Below are 19,674 nucleotides of genomic sequence, written 5' to 3' on the forward strand. Positions count from 1 at the left end.
TTATTAAGCGTCACTGAGAAAATTCACCTCTTATGAAATGTAAAAATCTGATTAAATACTTAGATCAATATGCTGAAAATAATGTTACCCAATTGGGCACACATTTAGCCGATTTGCTTCCACACAATGTGAATTTTGAGCACGTTGTTGTTATACCTGCTTATAAAGAGTCGCCTCAGTTTGTAGCGCGACTTTTATCTTCTCCTGTAATAGTACCTGTTTTATATATTATTGTTATCAACCAGCCAGACAGTGATGTTGATAGTTCACCACAGATAAATTTATATAATTTTATAAAAAGCTCAGGTACGTCAATTTTTAAAGAAGGGGAGATCGAGCTAATTTCTGCAAGCGAACAAACTTATTTTTTGATTGTAGATGCTTTTACTCATCCATTACCTGTAGATCAAGGTGTAGGATTAGCGAGAAAGATAGGTTCAGACTATGCCTTATGTCTAATTAATAAAAATAAAGTATTATCTGATTGGATCCATTCAACGGATGCTGATGCTCATTTACCTGAAGGTTACTTTGAAGCAACGAGTGCTTTATCAAAGCAAAAAAAACACAATCAAACCGTTGCTGTAAGTTATAACTTTACTCATGTAGATAAGAATATAGAGCTACAGCAAGCGAACAAGTTGTACGAAACGGCACTACGATATTATGTTGCTGGCTTGAGTTATGCCGGATCTGATTATGATTTTTTTACCATAGGTAGTGTTATCGCTTTCAAAGCAAAAGAATACGCTATGGTAAGAGGTTTTCCTAAACGCAGTGCAGGAGAAGATTTTTATTTGTTAAATAAACTCGCTAAATTAGGTCAGGTTAAATTTTTAAAAAATGCGGTGGTAACGATTGAGGCGAGGGTGTCTGACCGTGTTCCTTTTGGTACGGGTCCTTCGGTGGCTAACATATTGCAGCTGAAACAAGACAATAAACCTTATTGTTACTATCATCCTCAGGTATTTGAAGAGTTAAAAAACTGTATTCGTACTTTTGATACCTTGTGGGAAAATCGATTTAACCTTGACGATTGGACAAGCGCTTTATCTAAAGAAAGCCAACACGCCTTACAAGATATTAAATTAGCGTCGTTTGTTGATAAGCAAAAAAACAATAACCAAATACAGTTTAATAAACAGTTAACTGTATGGTTCGACGCTTTTAAAACATTAAAGTTTATTCACAGTTTACGTGAACAAAAATACGCTGATATTCCATTACAAAAAGCGATTGAAAGCGCTGGTTTTACTTTCGACCATTATTAATTTTCTGTTCATATTCTAATGTTTTTAAGGTTACAACAGTTTTAACTATCAGCAATTTCTACTAAGTTTGCGTAAAAACCCCCTAACTGAATAAGTGAGTTATGTGTGCCTTTTTCGATAATTTTACCTTGATCAAGTACGATAATTTGATCTGAGTGCTGAATAGTACTGAGCCTATGAGCAATGGCTATAACTGTTTTTTCAGCAAAGACATGATCAATAGCACGTTGGATCATTTTTTCAGTTACAGAGTCTACAGAACTGGTCGCTTCGTCTAGTAAAACAAGATCGCTACCACTTGCCATAGCGCGTGCAAAAGCAACTAGCTGAGCTTGGCCTGCAGAGATGTTACTGCCATTTTCATCCAGTATAAATTGATAGCCACCGGGGAGTTTTTCAATAAATTCATCAGCGTAAACATATTTAGCGGCAGCTTTTATGGCTTCATCGTTAATGCCTTCACGTTGTAAACCTATATTAAACGCTAGGCTTTCATTGAATATATAAACTTCTTGCTGCATTAAAGAAAAGAAATTATTTACCCATTTTTTAGGGATATCTCTTAGTTCTATATCATTTAATTTGATGCTGCCTTCGTAATTATTATAAGTTTTAGTAAGTAGACGAAGGATTGTTGATTTCCCCGAACCTGTGCTACCGACTAATGCAATTTTATCCCCTTTTTTTAGTGAGAAAGTTACACCTTTTAGAACATAAGGACCCGTTGGCTTATATCTAAACTGCACGTTATTAAATTCTAAAGAAATAAAAGAACTTAACTGCTTAGACATTGATTTAATTTGGCTTGCTGATAAGTGCGCTTCATCATTGTCTGTTTCTAGTGGTTGTTCATATAAAGTTTGAATGTTACTTAACGCAGCTAAAGCTCTTTGGATGGCGGCCATTTGTGATGTAAAATCTCTTACTGGAACAAAAATTTTATCTAGTGTTTGTATGAAACCAATTAAAACACCTACCGATAAAGCAGCAGCTAAAATCTCATGAGCACCATACCAAATAATAAGCCCCATACTGATAGTTGTGATCCCTTCGATAATGGAAAATAAACTGGCATCAATTAAATTTGATCTTGACTGAAAACGGAAAAAGGCATTTGTAAAAAAGCCAAAGCGATTTTGTGCTTCTTTTTCTGCATTGTAGAGCTGTACAGTTTTGATACCTTGTATGCTTTCTTGTAAATAACCGGTGCTTTGAGATAATACTTGACGTGAAGCTAGTTGTGACTCGTGTAATAAGCGCCTTAATATGGTTGTTACCCAATAAATAGGTGGCGCAATAATTAAAGTAACTAGGGTCAATTGCCAACTGATTGTTGCTAAGAAAATTAACAAAGCTGTAGTAATTAAAACATCCCGAATCATGGCGAGCATTCCAGCAGCAAGCGATTCATTAATAGCTTCTAAATCACTTGTTAATCGGGTTAATACAGATCCCATAGGAGTTTTATCAAAATAACTACGAGGGAAGTTTAATACACGGTTGAGCATGTCTATTCGCATGTCTCGCATTGTGTAAAGGGCAGCTTTTTGTATAAAGTAGGAGTAACTCGAACTTGCCAAGTAATTAGTGAACAGCACTAAAGAAATCAAAATAAGCCATAGTGTCATTCCATCCCATTTTTGTACGGTAAGCTGTTTGTCTACGATCTGAATAATCAGCCAAGGAAAAGCAATACTACAAAATATTGAAATAGGAATGGGTAATACCCCAAAAAAGTAGAGCTTTTTATACGGAGCTATAAAAGGCAAAAATTGCTTCCAATATTCTTTTATCGTTGGCTTTTGGTTAGCCGAGTTAGAAGAACCGTTTAAAGCTGTGTTAATTTTTTTATTATCTGAGGAAGATGCATTATTTTTAATTTTAGACATTTTCTTCCTCCGTTGTTCCTGTTTGAAGAAATTGCCACGTTTCTCGATATAAGTTAGATGTGCTTAACAACTCATTGTGGCTACCTGATGCTGTAATTTCACCGTCCTCCAATAATAAGATTTTATCTACCCGCTCTAAAACTGCTTGGCGATGGGAAACAATTAAACAACTTTCTGTTTGTGTGCTATTAAATATTTGATCTAATAAAAAGCTTTCTGTTTCATTATCAACAGCCGAAAGTACGTTATCTAGCACCATTAATTTTGTTGGTGTATACATTCCGCGAGCTAAGCTAATACGTTGTTTTTGCCCTCCAGATAATAAAATCCCTTTTTCTCCCACTAAAGTTTGAATACCGTCAGGAAAGGTTTTTATTTCTTTTTCCATGGCGCTTTGTTTTAACACTTTTTGCATTGAAATAGACTTCTCTGACAAGCTTGAACCAAACGTTATGTTGTTTTCTAAAGTGTCAGAAAACAAAAAGGGCTCTTGTGTAATGGTTCTTACTGCGGATCGTAGTTCATTACGAGACAACTTAGTTATATCAAATCCATCAATATAAATGCTGTTTTCTGGTATGTCATAAAAACGATTTAAACAATTAACTAGTGTCGATTTTCCACTGCCAACACGCCCTAAAATAGCAATTTTCTCTCCGGGGTTAATATCAAACGAAATGTTTTTTAGTGCGAATTCGTTTTTGTTTATCTCATTATCGATATTGTTTTTATTTGTTGTTTTTGGGTATTTAAAATTTAAGTTTCTTACCTGTAAACCTTTTGAAAAAAGTTTTTCTTGGTTAAATGACGATTTTTCAGTGTCATTCAGGGTGTTTGTATCTTCTATGGTTTGATTTAATATACGGCCCATACTTTTCAAACTTACCATTCCCATTTGAACGGTTGATATCAATCGACCTAACGACATAAAAGGCATAGCTAATAGGGTTGCGTAAGCTAGAAAAGCGGTAATATCTCCTAAAGAAAGCTCTGATTGAACAAGGTACCAACCACCTAGCCCTAATATAATTATTTTTAAAACAGCTTCTGTATATTCTAAAATGGGCATAACGAAACTACGAATTTTAAGTTGTTGTAATGAAACTTCCAGTATTTCATCATTACTTTGACTGAATTTATTTAAGGCCCAAGGTTGAATACCGCTGCCTTTTATTACATCAACCCCATTTAAAAAGTTGACTGCCTGAGATGATAGCGTTTGTAGGTGACGCATTCTTTGTGACATTAGTTTTCGCATAGTTGAAATAGCATAGTTCACAATTAAAAATGCAATAATCATAGGGATAAGACAGTACAGCATGAGTGTAGGAGATATTTGCCACATTTTTATAGGGGTCATTGAAAGCGTAAAGAAAATATTAAAAATATTCATCATGCCAACACCAGCCATAGCGCGTATGCCGTTAATGTCATTATTTACAATAGAAATTAAGCCGCCTACAGGATTTGAACGATAAAAGCTTTGTTGTGATTGGGTTAATACTTTAAAGGCATCGTTTTTAAATGCTTTTTCGACTAGTCGACCGGGGTTGAAAAATAGCATTCTTGAAGCTGTACGAGTTAATAAAACGCACAATGCAAAACCAATAACCCAGTAAATTTTTTCTATTAACAGTTCATAATCTTCTTTGCCTGAACCACCCAATAAATCGATGCTATCACCTAAGTAAATAGGGATAGTTACTGCTAATAAATTTGTTATAAAAAGGCAAACAATACCTAATAAATAAGAGTATTTGTGTTGCAAGGTATAAGAGAAAAATAAGCGTAATTCGTTCAAAGTAATAAACCAGTTTTATAAAAACAAACCAATAAGAATATATATTCTTAGCATGAGAAAGATGAATTAAATAATGAGTTAAGAACTACAGGATAACATTGAGCAACCCACTTTGTTTTTTGCCCAATCTGGACGTTTACCTGCGTATTGCTCAAACTCAGGTTGTTCGTCATAAGGATTTTTAAGTAAGGCATGTAACTGTTTTATTTCGCTAAAGTCACCATTTTCTGCTTTATCTATCGCTTGTTGAGATAAGTAATTTCTTAACACAAACTTAGGGTTTACTTTATTCATTTTTGTTGCACGTGTTGTGTCATCGTAATTTTCAGCAGTAAAGATTTCTTGGTATTGGCTCATCCACAGTACAAGCTTTTCTGTATAAGCATCAGTTATTTGATCTGCATCGTAATAACAGGGAGTGAAGTGTTTTATTAATGTTTCTGCTGCTGTTGGTGCATTCATATCTGTATTTTTAAGTTCAAAAGTGGCGAGTAAACGATAGAAAATGGTCATATCTGTTTCTATCTCACTTAATAGGCGATCTACGTTCTTACATAGGGTTTTATTCGTTTCTTTTGTTGTTTGGTCTTCTAGGCTTGAAGGTGCAGTTAATCCTAATTTTTGCATCATCATTTCATACCATTTTTGTTCATACATAGCGCTATAACTTTCTACTTTAGTTTGTAGTTCTTCAGTACTACCAACAAGTGGGATAATGGCATTCGCTAATTGGCATAAATTCCATAAGCTGACTTCTGCTTGTGCGCCAAAACGGTAGCGTCTGTTTTGGCTGTCGGTTGTGTTAGGTGTCCAGCTTAAGTCAAAGTTATCTATCCAGCCGTATGGGCCAAAATCTATAGTTTCTCCTATAAGTGACATATTGTCGGTATTCATTACGCCATGAACAAAGCCAACTCTCATCCAGTGTACAATTAGGTCGCATGTTGTATCACAAATTTGATCAAACCAAGCGAGATAAACGTTTTTGTCGATAACGGGCTCTTTATCTTGCTCTACATTTTGCGAAAGTAAAGCAGGGAAGTCGTGTGTAATACTGTAATTAACTAACTGTGTTAATAACTCAAGATCACGTCGCATAGCGGGTAATTGAATTGAACCAAATCGCATAAATGATGGAGACACTCTGCAAACTACAGCACCGAGCTCAGGCTTAGCATTTCCGTCGTACATTATATCTCGAACAACGTGTTCTCCTGTTAAACATAAACTTAACGCGCGCGTTGTTGGAATGCCAAGATGGTACATAGCTTCAGAGCATAAAAATTCTCTTACTGATGAACGTAAAACAGCAAAACCATCAGCCGTTCTTGAATAAGGGGTAGGGCCTGAACCTTTTAATTGAAGTGTTTGAGAGCCTTGTTCATCGGTACTGACTTCACCTAAGTTAATGGCTCTACCATCACCTAATTGCCCAGCCCAATTACCAAACTGAAAACCGCCATAACACATAGCATAAGGCTCCATACCGTCAATTAATTGATTGCCTGAAAATATTTGCGCAAAGTCTTCTGAATCAACAAATTCGTTTGTAAAGTTAAACAATTCAGCGACTTCTGTTGCTACTATAATGGTTTTCGGCTGTTTAACGTTAATAGGCATAGCCTGTGAGTAAGCCGCGTGTTCAACTTGTCGGGGATAGGTTTCTTCAATGGGATCACAAGGTAAAATTTTTCGAAAGGTATTATTGAAGTTTAATTTAAGTTTTTGCACAATATCACTTTATAGCATGGCTTTTGTTTTGTATTGCGAATTATAACTGATAGCAGCCTTGGCATAAATGGATCTTTATTTATTTGTTTAGCGTTTTAGCCTATACAGTTTATGCTATAGGTTGTTGGTATCACTTTATTTAAGGTAATTATTTTGCTTGGATATATTCAAAAAAGTTCATTAACGCATACTTATTTTGGTCCTCAAGGTTTTCAGTTATTTAGCTCAGAAGAAGAGCAGAGGGCAGTACAAAGAAAATTCACCGATGATCCATCGTGGAATAATGCTTGGTTTATTGTAGGTATGGATACTGAATTAGGTGATCCCTATTTAATTAATAAAAGTAGTGATGACGCCGTTGTTTACACGGGTGTTTTTAATGGAAATACATGGGAACTTGTACCTGTAGCGCAAACCATATATAGCTTTATTGAATGTTTAACGCTCCTTAGAACCGTAAGTGCGCAAACATCAGAAATATTTGTGCCAGATGATTCAACCTTAACTGATAAAGATATTTTGAAAGACTTAGAACAACAATTAATTGAAATATCTAAATGTGAAGCATTTTGGCAACAATTTATTGTTTGTTATATAGATTGGTTAACAGAGTGATTTTTTCCTAATCCAACATCTTGGTTAACTTTCTAGTAGTACACTCATTGACTTCCCCTTAGAAGAATTATATTCTTTACAAATGTAAGCGCTTTCATTTTTATTATTAAGTGATTTTTACTTTATAACTATTCTAGGAAATATAATGAATTCAAAAGCTTTAGCCGAGCAAAAACTATCATTAAAAGAAAAACTTGGTTATGCATGTGGAGACGTAGCCAGTAATTTTTATTGGCGTGTTTTTGATGTGTTTTTATTTATATTTTATACCGATGTTTTTGGTATTCCTGCAGCAGCCGTAGGTACTATGATGTTGGTGACTCGTTTAGTGGATGCCTTTTCAGATCCCTTAATGGGAGCGCTAGCTGATAGAACACAAACTAAATACGGTAAGTTTAGACCTTATTTACTTTGGGGGATTTTACCTTTAGCGGCAGCAGGGGTGTTAACTTTCACCGTTCCTGATTTGGATGAAAGCGGTAAACTTGTTTGGGCTTACGTAACCTATATTTTTATGATGTTGGCGTATACATTTATTAATGTGCCTTATGGCGCTTTATTAGGTGTAGTTACAGGCAATACACAAGAGCGAACTACGCTAACCAGTTTTAGATTTATTGGAGCATTTTCTGGTGGTAGTTTAGTTGCATTTTTAACGCCTGAGTTGGTGAGCTATTTAGGTAGTGGCGATGAAATTACCGGTTGGCAATTAACCATGGGCTTATATGGTGTTGTAGCGGCTATGCTATTTGCGTTTTCTTTTTATTCCACCAAAGAAAGAATAAAACCTCCAGCCAATCAAAAAACACCGGTTATACAAGATTTAAAAGACCTAACAAAAAATAAGCCATGGATCGTATTATTTTGCCTTGCGCTTATTATTATGATGACAATTTCGCTTAGAGGAAGTACAGGTACTTTTTACTTTAAGTATTTTGTTGGACGAGAAGATTTAATTGGTAGTTTCTCTCTTGCTTATATGCTTTCGTTAGCGGTTGGCGCGGCATCTACACCTTTATTAACTAAGTTTTTTGATAAAAAATCTCTTCTTACTTTACTAATGATGATTGTGGCCATTTTGTCTGTGAGCTTTTACTTTGTGCCAAAAGATCATATTGAATTAATGTTTACTCTTCAAATACTCATTGGTTTAGCGCTCGGACCAAAATCACCTTTGGTTTTTTCAATGTATGCAGACACTGCTGATTATTCCCAATGGAAAACTGGGCGAAGAGCAACAGCGATGATTTTTTCTGCCGCGGCTTTTGCACAAAAGTTAGGAGGAGCAATAGCTGGTGCCATGATAGGTTGGATTTTAGCGTCTATGGGCTATATCGCCAATCAAGCTCAAACTGGTGCATCGGAACAGGGTATTGTTTTATTGATGACCTTGATCCCTGGAGTTATCGCTATTGTTGCCGTAGTTGTTATTCGTTTCTATCCCTTAACTGACGAACAACAAAAACAAATTCAACACGACTTATCAAATCAAATATCAGCAGGAAAATAATTAATGTTAGATCGTAATACCTATTCATTTGCTCATGATGGCCAAAGCATTACTTTACATAGTCCAACTAAGTTACCCAATGCCAGTGGTTTTTTATGGAATAGCCAAATGATGATAAACATGAATTGTAGAGGTTATGCCATATCGCAATTCATGCAACCTGAACCTGCTAAATACTCGTATGCCCCTAACATGGAAGCTAAAACCTTTATGCAACCCGAGCATGCGTATTTTTCTCATCATCCAGGGCGTTTTTTTTATATTAAAGACGAAGATACAGGTGAGATTTTTTCAGCACCTTACGAACCGGTAAGAGCTTCGTTAGACACATTTGATTTTGTATTGAATAAACACAACATTAACTGGGTCATTAGAAAGCTAGATATTGAAGTGCAATTGTCTTTAAGTTTAACGGTAGATAAACCGATTGAATTATGGACGGTAGCGATTAAAAACTTAAGTGATCGAGCGCGTAATATTAGCGTATATCCGTATTTTTCTATCGGTTATATGTCGTGGCTTAATCAGTCAGCTGTGTTTGATTCATCTTTAAATGCTATTGTTGCGACTTGTGTTACGCCATACCAAAAAGTTGAAGACTATCCAAAGCTGAAAGAATTTAAAGACAAAACCTTTTTAATAGCAAACCGTAAACCTATAAGTTGGACGGCTAATCAAAAAGTATTCGAAGGTGAAGGCGGGTTACATAACCCTAGTGCTTTAGCTAATCAATACTTAGCTAAAGAAGAGGCTATATATGAAACTCCGGTTGCGGTACTTCAATATCAATTTCATTTAGCTCCTCAAACATCTGAGTCATTAAAACTTATTTTTGGCGCAGCTAAAACAAATGATGATATTGCGCAGGTAAAGAAACACTTTTTTACGACTAGGCAAGAGAACAGTGGAGAAGATGGCTTTACTGATGAACTAAAACAATATGAAAACTATGTAAATAGCGGTAAAAGTAATATCAACATAGCATCGCCAGATGCTGAATTTAATCATGTAATAAACCATTGGTTACCTAGACAGGTTTTTTATCATGGTGATGTAAACCGACTATCAACCGATCCCCAAACTCGTAATTATCTGCAAGACAATATGGGCATGAGCTACATAAACGCTTCGTTAACTAAACAGTCGTTTATTACCTCGTTATCACAACAGCTATCAAGTGGTGTGATGCCTGATGGCATTTTGCTGCACCCAGATGCGGAGTTAAAATATATTAATCAGGTTCCTCATACCGATCATTGTGTGTGGTTACCGATTTGTTTGTCAGTCTACCTATCTGAAACGAACGACCAAAGTTTGTTAAGCCAACAAATACCTTTTGTTGATTCAGCTCAAACTCAAAGTGTTAAACAGCATATTGATTTAGCTATGGAGTCGTTAATTGCAGCTAGAGATCACCGTGGTTTAAGTTTTATTGAACAAGGCGATTGGTGTGATCCTATGAACATGGTAGGACACAAAGGTAAAGGCGTATCAGCATGGCTTTCTTTAGCAACCGCTTATGCATTAAATACATGGGCTGACTTATGTGAAATTTACACGAATGATCATAATAAAATTGAATATTATAGAAAAACTGCTGCTGAAATTAATGAAGCCGTTAACCTAAATTTGTGGGACGGAAAATGGTATGGCAGAGGTATTACAGACGATAATGTTGTGTTTGGTGTTAAAAAGGATGTGGAAGGGCGTATTTATTTAAATCCTCAATCGTGGTCTATTTTAAGTGGTGCAGCAAATAAAGATAAAATTTGCAGTATGTTAGATGAAGTAGAACAACAACTTTCAACACCTTTTGGTGACATGATGCTAGCGCCGAGTTATACCAAAATGCGTGACGATGTAGGTCGTTTAACGCAAAAGCATCCAGGTGTTTCTGAAAATGGGGCGGTTTATAACCACGCTGCTATTTTTTATGCATATAGTTTGTATACCATCAATAAGAGTGATGAAGCCTTTAGTCTTCTTAAAAAGATGCTCCCATCGTTAGATGATGTAGAAAAGCGCGGACAATTACCCAATTTTATTCCCAACTATTATCGAGGTGCTTATAAACAATTTCCAGAGCAAGCGGGTCGATCAAGCCAGTTGTTTAACACAGGTACAGTGGCATGGTTTCAACGATGTATTGTTGAAGGTTTATGTGGTTTAAAGGGGGTAAAAGGGGAGTTAGTTATTCATCCGCAATTACCTAGCCATTGGAATGAAATGGAAATTACCCGCTCATATTTAGGGGCGCAATTTAACGTTAACATTGTAAGAAAAGACATAAATAAAATGCGCATTATATTAAATGGAGAAGAGTTAATGAGCCATATTATTTCAAATATTAAACAAGGTAGGTGTTATAAACTTAACATTAGTATTCCTTTAAAAAATAGCGATAACTGATTATGAGCTCTATTAAAAAAGCTACCACTAACTCATTGCAATTCATCATTGTAATGGGGGTTAGCGGTTCAGGTAAATCAAGTATTGCAGAAAAAATAGCGAGTCAATTAGGTTATTTATTTGTAGAGGCCGACGATTTTCATTCAGATGAATCAAAAGAATGGATGGCGTCAGGAAAACCTTTAACTAATGAAATGCGTGAACCTTGGGTTATCTCAGTTCAACAATACATAAAAAAACAATTAGCTAATAATGTTTCATGTGTACTCTCATACTCAGGTTTAATCAAATCTCATCGAGATATCTTCAGGCAATTACAGATCAATATACAATTTTTGTTTTTAGATGGTTCAGAGGAACTGATTAAAGGCAGATTGAAGAAAAGACAAAATCATTTTTTTAACCCTTCGTTGTTGCATAGTCAATTTGTTGCTTTGGAGCGACCATTTCATAATGAATATGATACAAAAGTTATTGACATATCTGGAGATTTTGAACAGGTGTATAAAAAGTGCCTTATACATTTAAGCCAATAAAATTAAATGTTTACTTAGTTGCGAGTTGTTTATTTTAGGTTTGTTGTAGTGGGGGTTTTGTGATGGTAACTAATGAGATTTATACCCGTTACCAATCAAGATGTGAATTTCAGAGCATCGTGAATGGTTACGGGTATATATTACTTTAATTCAAACTGAAATAAGGTGGCATTGAGTAGAAAATATACAATAAGGGATGTTTGGTCTATACTAAATTTATGTTTTTATTATTGTGAGAAATCATCATGAAAAGACATTATGCTCAATTTGTAGTTCTATTCCTTTCACTTTTATTACTTTCGGGTTGTGAAAGCATCACTAATGGCTATCGGCAAAACATTAAAAATACCAACGAATTATATTTAGATAGCGCCTACCCAACATCAAATACATTTCAAATAGAAAGCGAAGAAGAGCTTTTCGCCATTGATGAAGAAATGGCAAACATGGTTGAATATGTTTTAAAGCCAGTACGTGATCATGAAAAAAAAGCTCGTCTTTTATTAGAATATATATTTTCATCTAATCATATTGCTATGTCTTATGAAAGCGGCGCTAATGTAACCGCGATAGATGCTTTTCATGGGAGAAAAGCAAATTGCATGTCGTTAACCATTATGGCTTATGCTTTAGCCACTAAAGCAGGTATGAAGTTAAAATTTCAAGATATTCAAGTACCTGAATATTGGATGAGAAAAGGTAGTCATCAATTATTGATGGGGCATGTAAACTTACTAATAAATAAACCTGTGTCTAATTTAGGTAATCAAATTTGGTCAAAGGACATTTTACAAATTGATTTTGACCCCAGTGCAGCTAAATCACATTTTAAACGTAAAGTTGTGAGTAAAAAAACGATAGTCGCCATGTTTTATAATAATAAAGGCGCAGAAGCACTCATTCGCTCTGAATACGATTTAGCTTATGCTTATTTTAAAGCGGCAACACAGGTTGATCCTTTATTTTATAGTGGTTGGGGCAACTTAGGCGTTTTATATAAAATGAATCATCATTACGACTTAGCGGTGAATGCTTATAAGTATGCATTAGATTTGAGTCCTAATGATTTGACTTCTTTAGAAAATATTGCGCTTTTATTCAAAAAATTAGATAGAAAAGACGAAGCATTAAATATACAAAATAAGTTACATACTAAGCGTTTAAGTAATCCTCATTATCATGCGTTATTATCAAATGAAGCGAATTATAAAGGTGAGTACTTATCAGCAATTACCCATTTAAAAAAAGCGATTAGGTTAGAATCTAAGTTTCATGAGTTTCATTACAATTTAGCTAAACTTTATTTAAAAACTGAACAATTAGATTTAGCTAAGTCTTCAATGAGAAAAGCCCTTAAACTCAATAAAAACATGAATACTGAGCGTGAGTACAATAGAAAATTAAATTTTTTGAACCAAGCTTCAATCAGATACGAATCTAAATAAGATTGGAGCAAGTCATTAATTTATTTGTTCCTTTTTCGTGTATTCATTTTATTGTAAAAATCGTATCGTCTCTTTTCAATAAATTGGGTTTTATACTATAGTATTCACCTTCAAATTTAATTATTTCGATCTTTTAATTCAAAACCTAACCATTTGGTAAAGAAATGGTTATAATGTTTTAATTATTAAGATATCAAGAGGCATGAATACCAATGGAAAAAAAATTTATTACCGCTCAAGAACTTTTAGAAGATTCTTTCAGGCTTGCAGCTAAAGTTTACGAAGACGGTTTTAGACCTCAGTTTATAGTAGGAATATGGCGTGGCGGCGCACCTATTGGTATTGCAGTACAAGAATATTTTGATTTTAAAAAAGTTGAAACCGATCATATTGCTGTTCGTACATCATCTTATTACGGCATCAATAAACAAAGTAAAGAAATTAAAGTTCATGGTTTACATTATATTATTGAAAATGCGAATGCTGACGATGGATTACTTATTGTAGACGACGTGTTTGATTCTGGCCGCAGTATCGATGCTTTAATCAAACAATTGAAAAAACTGAGCCGTAATAACATGCCAACAGATGTAAGAGTGGCCTGTCCTTGGTTTAAACCTAAAAATAATAAAGTGGATATTGTTCCTGACTACTATGTACACGAGTCGGATGAATGGTTAGTTTTTCCACACGAGCTTTCTGGGTTAACTGAAGAAGAACTTCTTAACGGCAAAAGTGATTTAGCGAATATTGTACATCTTTTAAAATAAAAATTGTGGGTGGTGGCTAAGATAATAGCCACCATTGCTTTAATAAAACCTTAATCAATTTATTCTAAACTATCATTTCTTTTTACTTATTTAATAGCATCATAATCTAAATATGAAAAATCTCTTTATTGCATCGATTGCTGGTATTGTTTTATTTTTTTCTTTTTTACTTATTACTGACTCAAATAAACAAACAATTAAAACACTTCAAATAACACCAACGATCTTATTGTCGATTGATGGTTTTTCTAATGATTATTTACAACGCTTTAAACCAAAAAATATATTAATGCTGGCTGAAGGCGGCGTAAAAGCTAAGTCGTTAACGCCTGTATTTCCAAGTAAAACATTCCCAAATCATATTTCAATGGTTACAGGAAATTATCCTGCTAAACATGGGGTTATTCATAACAGTTTTTATAATAGGGCGTTAGATAAAAATTATAAATTAGGTTTAGGTAAAGATGACCCTAATTGGTTACGCAGTCCTACGTTATGGTCAATAGCAGAACAACACGATATTAAAACGGGTATTTATTTTTGGCCTGAATCAGAAATTAATACAACTCAATATAAGCCTACCTATGTAAAACCTTATAAACATAATACGCCTAACGAACAGCGCTTTAATCAAATTATTGATTGGTTAAAAATGCCAGTAAATGAACGTCCTTCATTAGTGTTAGGCTATTTTTCGGTAATTGATAGTGCAGGGCACGATTACGGTACTACATCTAAAGAATTGGAAGAGGCGATAGCAGAGCTTGATGATCTCTTAGGTCAATTTATTGATAATTTAAAACAAAACCTAGATTACGAAGTCAATATTGTTTTAGTTTCAGATCATGGCATGACGAATATTTCCCCCAAGACAATATTATATAATCACCTTTTTGAAGGGCTGGAAGATATACGTGTTGTTGATGGCCAAACTCAATTATTTCTTTATCTACCAGAGGACGATAAAGCGAAAGAAGCGGCATTGGTTCGCACTATAAAAAATAGACTAACACCTTTTGAAAAAACATTAGTTAATGTTTATGATTTTGATAATTATCCAAAACATTGGCATTTTAAAGATCGTTCATCGGTAATGCCTAACGTGATTTTAGAAGTATTGCCGCCTTACGTTTTTGGTAAACCTAGAGAAAAAGGTAATGCTACTCATGGTTATGATCCAAAGCTTACTTCAGAGCTGAATGCTATTTTTATTGCTAATGGTCCTAGTTTCAAAGAAGGGTTAGTCATTGAGCCTTTTGAAAATATCTATATATTTCCTATGATGCTTTCGCTGTTAGGGATAGATTTACAACCAGACGCTGATGCCCATCAAAATATTTTATTACCTATATTAAATACCAATAATTAGGGTCTATTGAGCTTTAAATTTTGTTCGAATTTAAAGCTTGTTGAATTGCGGTGTTAAATTGCTGTAGAAACAATTAGACCCTAATGGTTATTTTTGAAAATTAAAATAAGCAGCTTATTGCCTTCTCATTGCATGTAGCTCATTTTGGAGTGATGAGTAGGTTGAAACACAAAAAGGTACAAAGTAAGTCGCGATAATTTTAAAAATATCTAAAGAACTTAAGTCTACGGTTAATAATTTGTCTCCATGGTTTAAAACCGCCAGAAAGCTACCCACAATAAGTGAAATTTTTATACTTCTTTTAATTATGTCTGGACGAGTAGCTATTTGTAACCATGTTGCAGCGTTAGAATTTTCAGTCGTTAACATATAACCTTCTGTAGCTTATCTAAGGTGTGCATTGCTTTTAAGCATTGTACTAAGCTTGCATTAGGTTCTTTCCCTGTTTTTATCGCGTTTATAAACTCTCTGTCTATTAATTCTACGCCATCACCTAATAATGCAAGGTCACCTAAGTCTATTTCTTTACCTGAACCATCAAAGAGTTGATCATAATGAGCTATGTAAGTGCCGTTATCGCATATATAACGGAACTTAGTGCCGAGAGGTCCATCACTATTAAAAGATAGAGATAGGTTACATATAGCTCCGTCTGTTGCTTTTAAACCAATACTCATATCCATAGGGATACCTAACTCTGGGTGTATAGGACCTTGTAGAGCAAAACAATGTTCAATACTTTGGTCTGTTTGATATTGAAATAAATCGACAGTATGACAAGCATGATGCCAGAGCAAATTATCTGTCCAGCTACGAGCTTCTCCTTTGGCGTTGGTATTTGTACGACGAAAGAAGTGTGTTTGTGCTTCAAGTTGTTGTATTTTTAACTCTCCACATTGAATTTTATTATGTATCCATTGGTGACTAGGGTTAAATCTACGGATGTGTCCCGCCATAGCGATAACATCCGTTTTCTTCTGGATCTCAACCAACTCTACGGCATCTTCTATATTATCTGCCATAGGTATTTCTACCAATAAGTGCTTACCTGCAAGCATAACTTGTTTTGCTTGAGAAGCATGAATAGGAGTAGGACTGGTTAGAATGATCCCGTCAATCTCTGAACTATTGAGAGCATCGTTGAGATTGCAACTCCAGTTAGGAATGTTGTGATGCTCGGCAACTGACTTTGTTGATGTTTCAACACCGCCAATTAACCAAGAAACATCAACATTTTCTATTTTTTTTAAAGCTTCTAAATGTTTATTTCCAAAAGCTCCTTCACCGACTACGCACAGTTTTATCATGTTATATTTATTATTTAAGTTCAGGCCAATAAAGCTTAAGAGGGTTTGCAACAAGTAGTTTATGTTGAAGCTCTTGAGTAGGGGCTATTTGAGGTATGAAGTTAACTAAGTTCCCATCATCTGGTATATGAGTTTTCATATTAGGATGTGGCCAGTCTGTTCCCCAAAGGACTCTGTCAGGAAATTCTTCAACTACCCTACGCCCAAATGGAATAGCGTCTTGATATCCATTTGGTCCAGTATTTGATATCCGTTCAGGACAACTTACCTTCGACCAAAAATTATCATTATCACTAAGTAATTTAATAAACAAATCAAAATCAGAACCTTTAACTGGCTTACTTACATCAGGACGTCCCATATGATCAACAACAATGGTTACTGGTAATGATGTGAAGAAATCATAATATTGAGCAAGATCTTGAGCTTCAAAATATATAACAATATGCCAACCTAGTTTTTTGATACGATGAGCAATACTTTCTAATGAATCAAACGGTAATGTATCAACAAGGCGTTTTACAAAATTAAAACGAACACCTTTTACGCCTGCAAAGTCGAGCGCTTGTAGCTCTTCGTCTGATATTGTTGATTTTACAGTTGCTACACCTTTTGCTTTACCTTGGCTATGAATAAGCGCATCAACTAAAGCGCTATTATCTGAACCATGACAAGTGGCTTGAACGATTACATTGCGTTCAAGACCTAGGTAGTCTCTTAATGCAAATAATTGATCTTTAGAGGCATCACAAGGGGTATATTTACGCTCTGGAGAAAAAGGAAATATATCTCCAGGACCAAATACATGGCAATGTGCGTCTACCGAGCCTTTAGGTAATTTAAATGTTGGCTTTGTTGGGTTTTTACACCAATGTAGCCAATTTGCATCTACTTCAAATTTACTCATTCACTGTCCAGGATAATTAATCCTGCTCCTGTATTAGATACGGGTACATGATAATGGCGATAAAGTTCTTTAGGGTTTTTTAAAGCCCCAAGCATGATCATCCACATCACCATTTCTGCGCCTTCTGACCCAGCTTCTCTTAAATATTCTGCATGCCCTATATTTATTAAGCGTTCAGGGTTAGCTGTTAAGTCATCTAAAAATGAAATATCAAATTCTTTATTAACTAAGCCAGCTCTTTCGCCTTGTAACTGGTGCGACATACCACCAGTACCTAAAATACATACTTTCAAATCTTCATCAAAGCTCTCAACAGCATCACGAATAGCTTGACCTAAAGCATAACAACGGGTACCTAAAGGTTGAGGGTATTGAATAACATTGACACAAACAGGGATGACCTGACATGGCCATTCTTCGGGCTGGTCATACATTATTGATAGAGGAACGGTAAGGCCGTGATCAACAGGCATTTCATTGACGATGGTTATATCGAATGAGTTTTTAATCAGGCTTTCGCAAATATGCCAACCTAATTTAGCGTGACCTTTTACTGTAGGCACTTTTCTTGGACCGTAACCTTCATCAGCAGGTTTGTATTCATCAGCTACCCCTACAGCAAAAGTTGGGATCATTTCTAATGAAAATGCTGATGCGTGATCATTGTATACAATAATACATACATCGGGTTTTTCTTTTTCTATCCATTCACGTGGATATTTATACCCATCCATTAATGGGCGCCAATTTTCTTGGTCTGCCATACCTTTATCGACTATAGCACCAATAAGTGGAACATGAGATGTACCTACACCAGATGTGATTTTGGCCATTATTTTTCTTCCCATTCATGTTTATAACGATTACCTTCAGGCTTTCTACCGCCATTTTGCATCATTGTTTTAAATTCTTCTTCAGTAACACCTGACATTAATCCTCCAACGCCTTGCATGGTCATTCCGTCAAATATGGCTAATTTAAAAGTGTAGTAGTAGTTACCGCCTAAACGAAGTAACCCTATCCAATCACGCTCTAAAACAGCTTTCTTTTGATCTTCTGTCATTGGAAATTGTTCTAGGTATTTAGGCTCGTTTGCACGGAATTCGTCGCGGTTTTCTGCTTTATTGAGAGACATGCAAAACATGTTTAAATGGTAACCCATCATATTATGATGAGGATCGAAGACATATGTACCAGGAATGTCGCTATAGTCTCTATCATTACGCATAAAATAACCTTTTCTCTAATTTTATTTATTGACTAAATTCTAACGCTATACAGCGAAGATGTACCAATTATAAAAGATAAAAAGCAGATGAAATTTTATCTTTGCTCTTTTAACCCATACAGAAAGAGTTATAGTTTGCATTTTGAAGGAAAAAATATGAAAAATTTAGTCACTATAACTTCTGCTGATGGTCACCAATTTTCAGGTTATTTAAGCCAGTCTAAGCAAAAAAATATTAAAGGCGCTATTGTATTAGTTCATGAAATATTTGGTATAACGGAACAGATGACAGAGTTAGCTGATCATTATGCAAATTTAGGTTTTACTACGCTTGTTCCTGCATTGTTCGATAGAATTTCAAAAGATGCGGTATTTCCATATAATGAACCCAAAAAAGGCCTAAGCATAGTTGCTCAATGTTCAAAAGAATCTTTATTGTTGGATATTAAAGCGTCTATTGATTATTTAAATCTGAGTAAAGTTTCTGTCGTCGGTTATTGTTGGGGGGGGGACTCGCTTATCTCGCTGCCTGTGAATTGGAGCTATATAGCGGTGCAGCATTTTATGGTACCCGTTTGGAAACATACTTACCTAGCATACCCAAATGCCCATTTCAATTTCATTTCGGCGCATTAGATGACCATAGCCCTAAACACGTTATTGATAATATGAAGAGTGCTGCGACTGAGGCACAGTTTTATATATATCCTGAAGCTGGCCATGCTTTTGCTAATCATCATAAACCTAGCTTTAATCAGAGCGCTAATGAATTATCACAAGAGCGTTTGTTAAAAATTCTCTCGTAATATCTACTATATTTTCGACGCTTAGCTTTCTTTCGAATATGAAACCTGTGACTCAACAAGTTTCATATTTTAAGTTAAAT

16 protein-coding genes and 1 pseudogene are annotated in these 19,674 nt (G+C 35.1%); 9 read left to right on the forward strand and 8 right to left on the reverse strand.

All coding sequences use genetic code 11. From position 1 onward, the window contains the following. The first annotated feature begins 32 nt into the window (after positions 1-32). On the forward strand, positions 33-1,271 hold the full coding sequence (locus ACM9HF_RS01925; RefSeq protein ID WP_473614033.1) for a glycosyltransferase family 2 protein: 1,239 nt from the start codon (positions 33-35) through the stop codon (positions 1,269-1,271). Between the two features lie 41 nt (positions 1,272-1,312). On the opposite strand, the gene ACM9HF_RS01930 is transcribed toward ACM9HF_RS01925, so the two are convergent. The 3 genes from ACM9HF_RS01930 to ACM9HF_RS01940 all read right to left on the reverse strand — a co-directional run bounded on the left by ACM9HF_RS01930 (position 1,313) and on the right by ACM9HF_RS01940 (position 6,692). Next, entirely contained in the window at positions 1,313-3,160 is a 1,848-nt protein-coding gene (locus ACM9HF_RS01930) for an ABC transporter ATP-binding protein (protein WP_473614034.1), read from the reverse strand. Continuing rightward, positions 3,153-4,961 (reverse strand): ABC transporter ATP-binding protein, encoded by a 1,809-nt coding sequence (locus ACM9HF_RS01935; RefSeq protein WP_473614035.1) that lies wholly within the window; start codon positions 4,959-4,961, stop codon positions 3,153-3,155. The genes ACM9HF_RS01930 and ACM9HF_RS01935 overlap by 8 nt, the downstream gene beginning before the upstream one ends. A 78-nt stretch (positions 4,962-5,039) precedes the next feature. Beyond that, a complete protein-coding gene (locus ACM9HF_RS01940; RefSeq protein ID WP_473614036.1) occupies positions 5,040-6,692 on the reverse strand; it encodes a protein adenylyltransferase SelO in 1,653 nt (550 codons plus the stop codon). Positions 6,693-6,845: 153 nt separating this feature from the next. Between ACM9HF_RS01940 and ACM9HF_RS01945 the strand changes: the two genes are divergently transcribed. The 7 genes from ACM9HF_RS01945 (at position 6,846) to ACM9HF_RS01975 (ending at position 15,346) form a co-directional block, all read left to right on the forward strand. Then, positions 6,846-7,307 (forward strand): hypothetical protein, encoded by a 462-nt coding sequence (locus ACM9HF_RS01945; protein WP_473614037.1) that lies wholly within the window; start codon positions 6,846-6,848, stop codon positions 7,305-7,307. Between the two features lie 145 nt (positions 7,308-7,452). Next, positions 7,453-8,817 carry an MFS transporter gene (locus tag ACM9HF_RS01950; protein WP_473614038.1) on the forward strand — a complete coding sequence of 455 codons (1,365 nt, stop codon included), beginning with the start codon at positions 7,453-7,455 and terminating at the stop codon, positions 8,815-8,817. A gap of 3 nt (positions 8,818-8,820) precedes the next feature. Further along, positions 8,821-11,226, forward strand: a complete 2,406-nt coding sequence (locus ACM9HF_RS01955) for a GH36-type glycosyl hydrolase domain-containing protein (protein ID WP_473614039.1) — start codon at positions 8,821-8,823, stop codon at positions 11,224-11,226. Positions 11,227-11,228: 2 nt separating this feature from the next. Then, the gene (locus ACM9HF_RS01960; protein WP_473614040.1) at positions 11,229-11,762 is read left to right on the forward strand and encodes a gluconokinase; all 534 of its coding nucleotides are present in this window, start codon (positions 11,229-11,231) and stop codon (positions 11,760-11,762) included. Positions 11,763-12,007: 245 nt separating this feature from the next. After that, a complete protein-coding gene (locus tag ACM9HF_RS01965; RefSeq protein ID WP_473614041.1) occupies positions 12,008-13,207 on the forward strand; it encodes a tetratricopeptide repeat protein in 1,200 nt (399 codons plus the stop codon). Between the two features lie 212 nt (positions 13,208-13,419). Next, positions 13,420-13,977, forward strand: coding sequence for a phosphoribosyltransferase (locus ACM9HF_RS01970; RefSeq protein ID WP_473614042.1), 558 nt, complete (start codon positions 13,420-13,422; stop codon positions 13,975-13,977). Between the two features lie 112 nt (positions 13,978-14,089). Next, positions 14,090-15,346 (forward strand): alkaline phosphatase family protein, encoded by a 1,257-nt coding sequence (locus tag ACM9HF_RS01975; protein WP_473614043.1) that lies wholly within the window; start codon positions 14,090-14,092, stop codon positions 15,344-15,346. A 114-nt stretch (positions 15,347-15,460) separates the two neighbouring features. On the opposite strand, the gene nrtS is transcribed toward ACM9HF_RS01975, so the two are convergent. Genes nrtS through ligA form a run of 5 tightly spaced genes read right to left on the reverse strand, consistent with a single transcriptional unit; the run spans position 15,461 to position 18,788 of the window. Further along, positions 15,461-15,715 (reverse strand): nitrate/nitrite transporter NrtS, encoded by a 255-nt coding sequence (gene nrtS / locus ACM9HF_RS01980; protein ID WP_473614044.1) that lies wholly within the window; start codon positions 15,713-15,715, stop codon positions 15,461-15,463. After that, on the reverse strand, positions 15,709-16,653 hold the full coding sequence (locus ACM9HF_RS01985; RefSeq protein ID WP_473614045.1) for a Gfo/Idh/MocA family oxidoreductase: 945 nt from the start codon (positions 16,651-16,653) through the stop codon (positions 15,709-15,711). The genes nrtS and ACM9HF_RS01985 overlap by 7 nt, the downstream gene beginning before the upstream one ends. A gap of 10 nt (positions 16,654-16,663) precedes the next feature. Then, positions 16,664-17,560: an amidohydrolase family protein gene (locus ACM9HF_RS01990; RefSeq protein ID WP_473614046.1), complete on the reverse strand. Its 897-nt coding sequence runs from the start codon at positions 17,558-17,560 to the stop codon at positions 16,664-16,666. Continuing rightward, on the reverse strand, positions 17,557-18,393 hold the full coding sequence (locus ACM9HF_RS01995; protein WP_473614047.1) for a class III extradiol dioxygenase subunit beta: 837 nt from the start codon (positions 18,391-18,393) through the stop codon (positions 17,557-17,559). Before ACM9HF_RS01995 ends, ACM9HF_RS01990 begins: the two co-directional genes overlap by 4 nt. Then, complete coding sequence (ligA, locus tag ACM9HF_RS02000; protein ID WP_473614048.1) at positions 18,393-18,788, reverse strand: protocatechuate 4,5-dioxygenase subunit alpha; 396 nt, start codon at positions 18,786-18,788, stop codon at positions 18,393-18,395. Before ligA ends, ACM9HF_RS01995 begins: the two co-directional genes overlap by 1 nt. Before the next feature lie 156 nt (positions 18,789-18,944). Between ligA and ACM9HF_RS02005 the strand changes: the two are divergent. After that, a pseudogene (locus ACM9HF_RS02005) lies at positions 18,945-19,594 on the forward strand (dienelactone hydrolase family protein). Positions 19,595-19,674 lie beyond the last annotated feature (80 nt).

Source organism: Colwellia sp. RE-S-Sl-9 (assembly GCF_048296855.1).
Lineage (GTDB): Bacteria > Pseudomonadota > Gammaproteobacteria > Enterobacterales > Alteromonadaceae > Pseudocolwellia.

Excerpts from the sequence above, each read along its gene's own strand:
- ACM9HF_RS01925 (WP_473614033.1), top strand. The coding sequence starts at position 33 with ATGAAATGTAAAAATCTGATTAAATACTTAGATCAATATGCTGAAAAT.
- ACM9HF_RS01930 (WP_473614034.1), bottom strand. The coding sequence starts at position 3,160 with ATGTCTAAAATTAAAAATAATGCATCTTCCTCAGATAATAAAAAAATT.
- ACM9HF_RS01950 (WP_473614038.1), top strand. The coding sequence starts at position 7,453 with ATGAATTCAAAAGCTTTAGCCGAGCAAAAACTATCATTAAAAGAAAAA.
- ACM9HF_RS01955 (WP_473614039.1), top strand. The coding sequence starts at position 8,821 with ATGTTAGATCGTAATACCTATTCATTTGCTCATGATGGCCAAAGCATT.
- ACM9HF_RS01960 (WP_473614040.1), top strand. The coding sequence starts at position 11,229 with ATGAGCTCTATTAAAAAAGCTACCACTAACTCATTGCAATTCATCATT.
- ACM9HF_RS01965 (WP_473614041.1), top strand. The coding sequence starts at position 12,008 with ATGAAAAGACATTATGCTCAATTTGTAGTTCTATTCCTTTCACTTTTA.
- ACM9HF_RS01970 (WP_473614042.1), top strand. The coding sequence starts at position 13,420 with ATGGAAAAAAAATTTATTACCGCTCAAGAACTTTTAGAAGATTCTTTC.
- ACM9HF_RS01975 (WP_473614043.1), top strand. The coding sequence starts at position 14,090 with ATGAAAAATCTCTTTATTGCATCGATTGCTGGTATTGTTTTATTTTTT.
- nrtS (WP_473614044.1), bottom strand. The coding sequence starts at position 15,715 with ATGTTAACGACTGAAAATTCTAACGCTGCAACATGGTTACAAATAGCT.
- ACM9HF_RS01985 (WP_473614045.1), bottom strand. The coding sequence starts at position 16,653 with ATGATAAAACTGTGCGTAGTCGGTGAAGGAGCTTTTGGAAATAAACAT.
- ACM9HF_RS01990 (WP_473614046.1), bottom strand. The coding sequence starts at position 17,560 with ATGAGTAAATTTGAAGTAGATGCAAATTGGCTACATTGGTGTAAAAAC.
- ACM9HF_RS01995 (WP_473614047.1), bottom strand. The coding sequence starts at position 18,393 with ATGGCCAAAATCACATCTGGTGTAGGTACATCTCATGTTCCACTTATT.
- ligA (WP_473614048.1), bottom strand. The coding sequence starts at position 18,788 with ATGCGTAATGATAGAGACTATAGCGACATTCCTGGTACATATGTCTTC.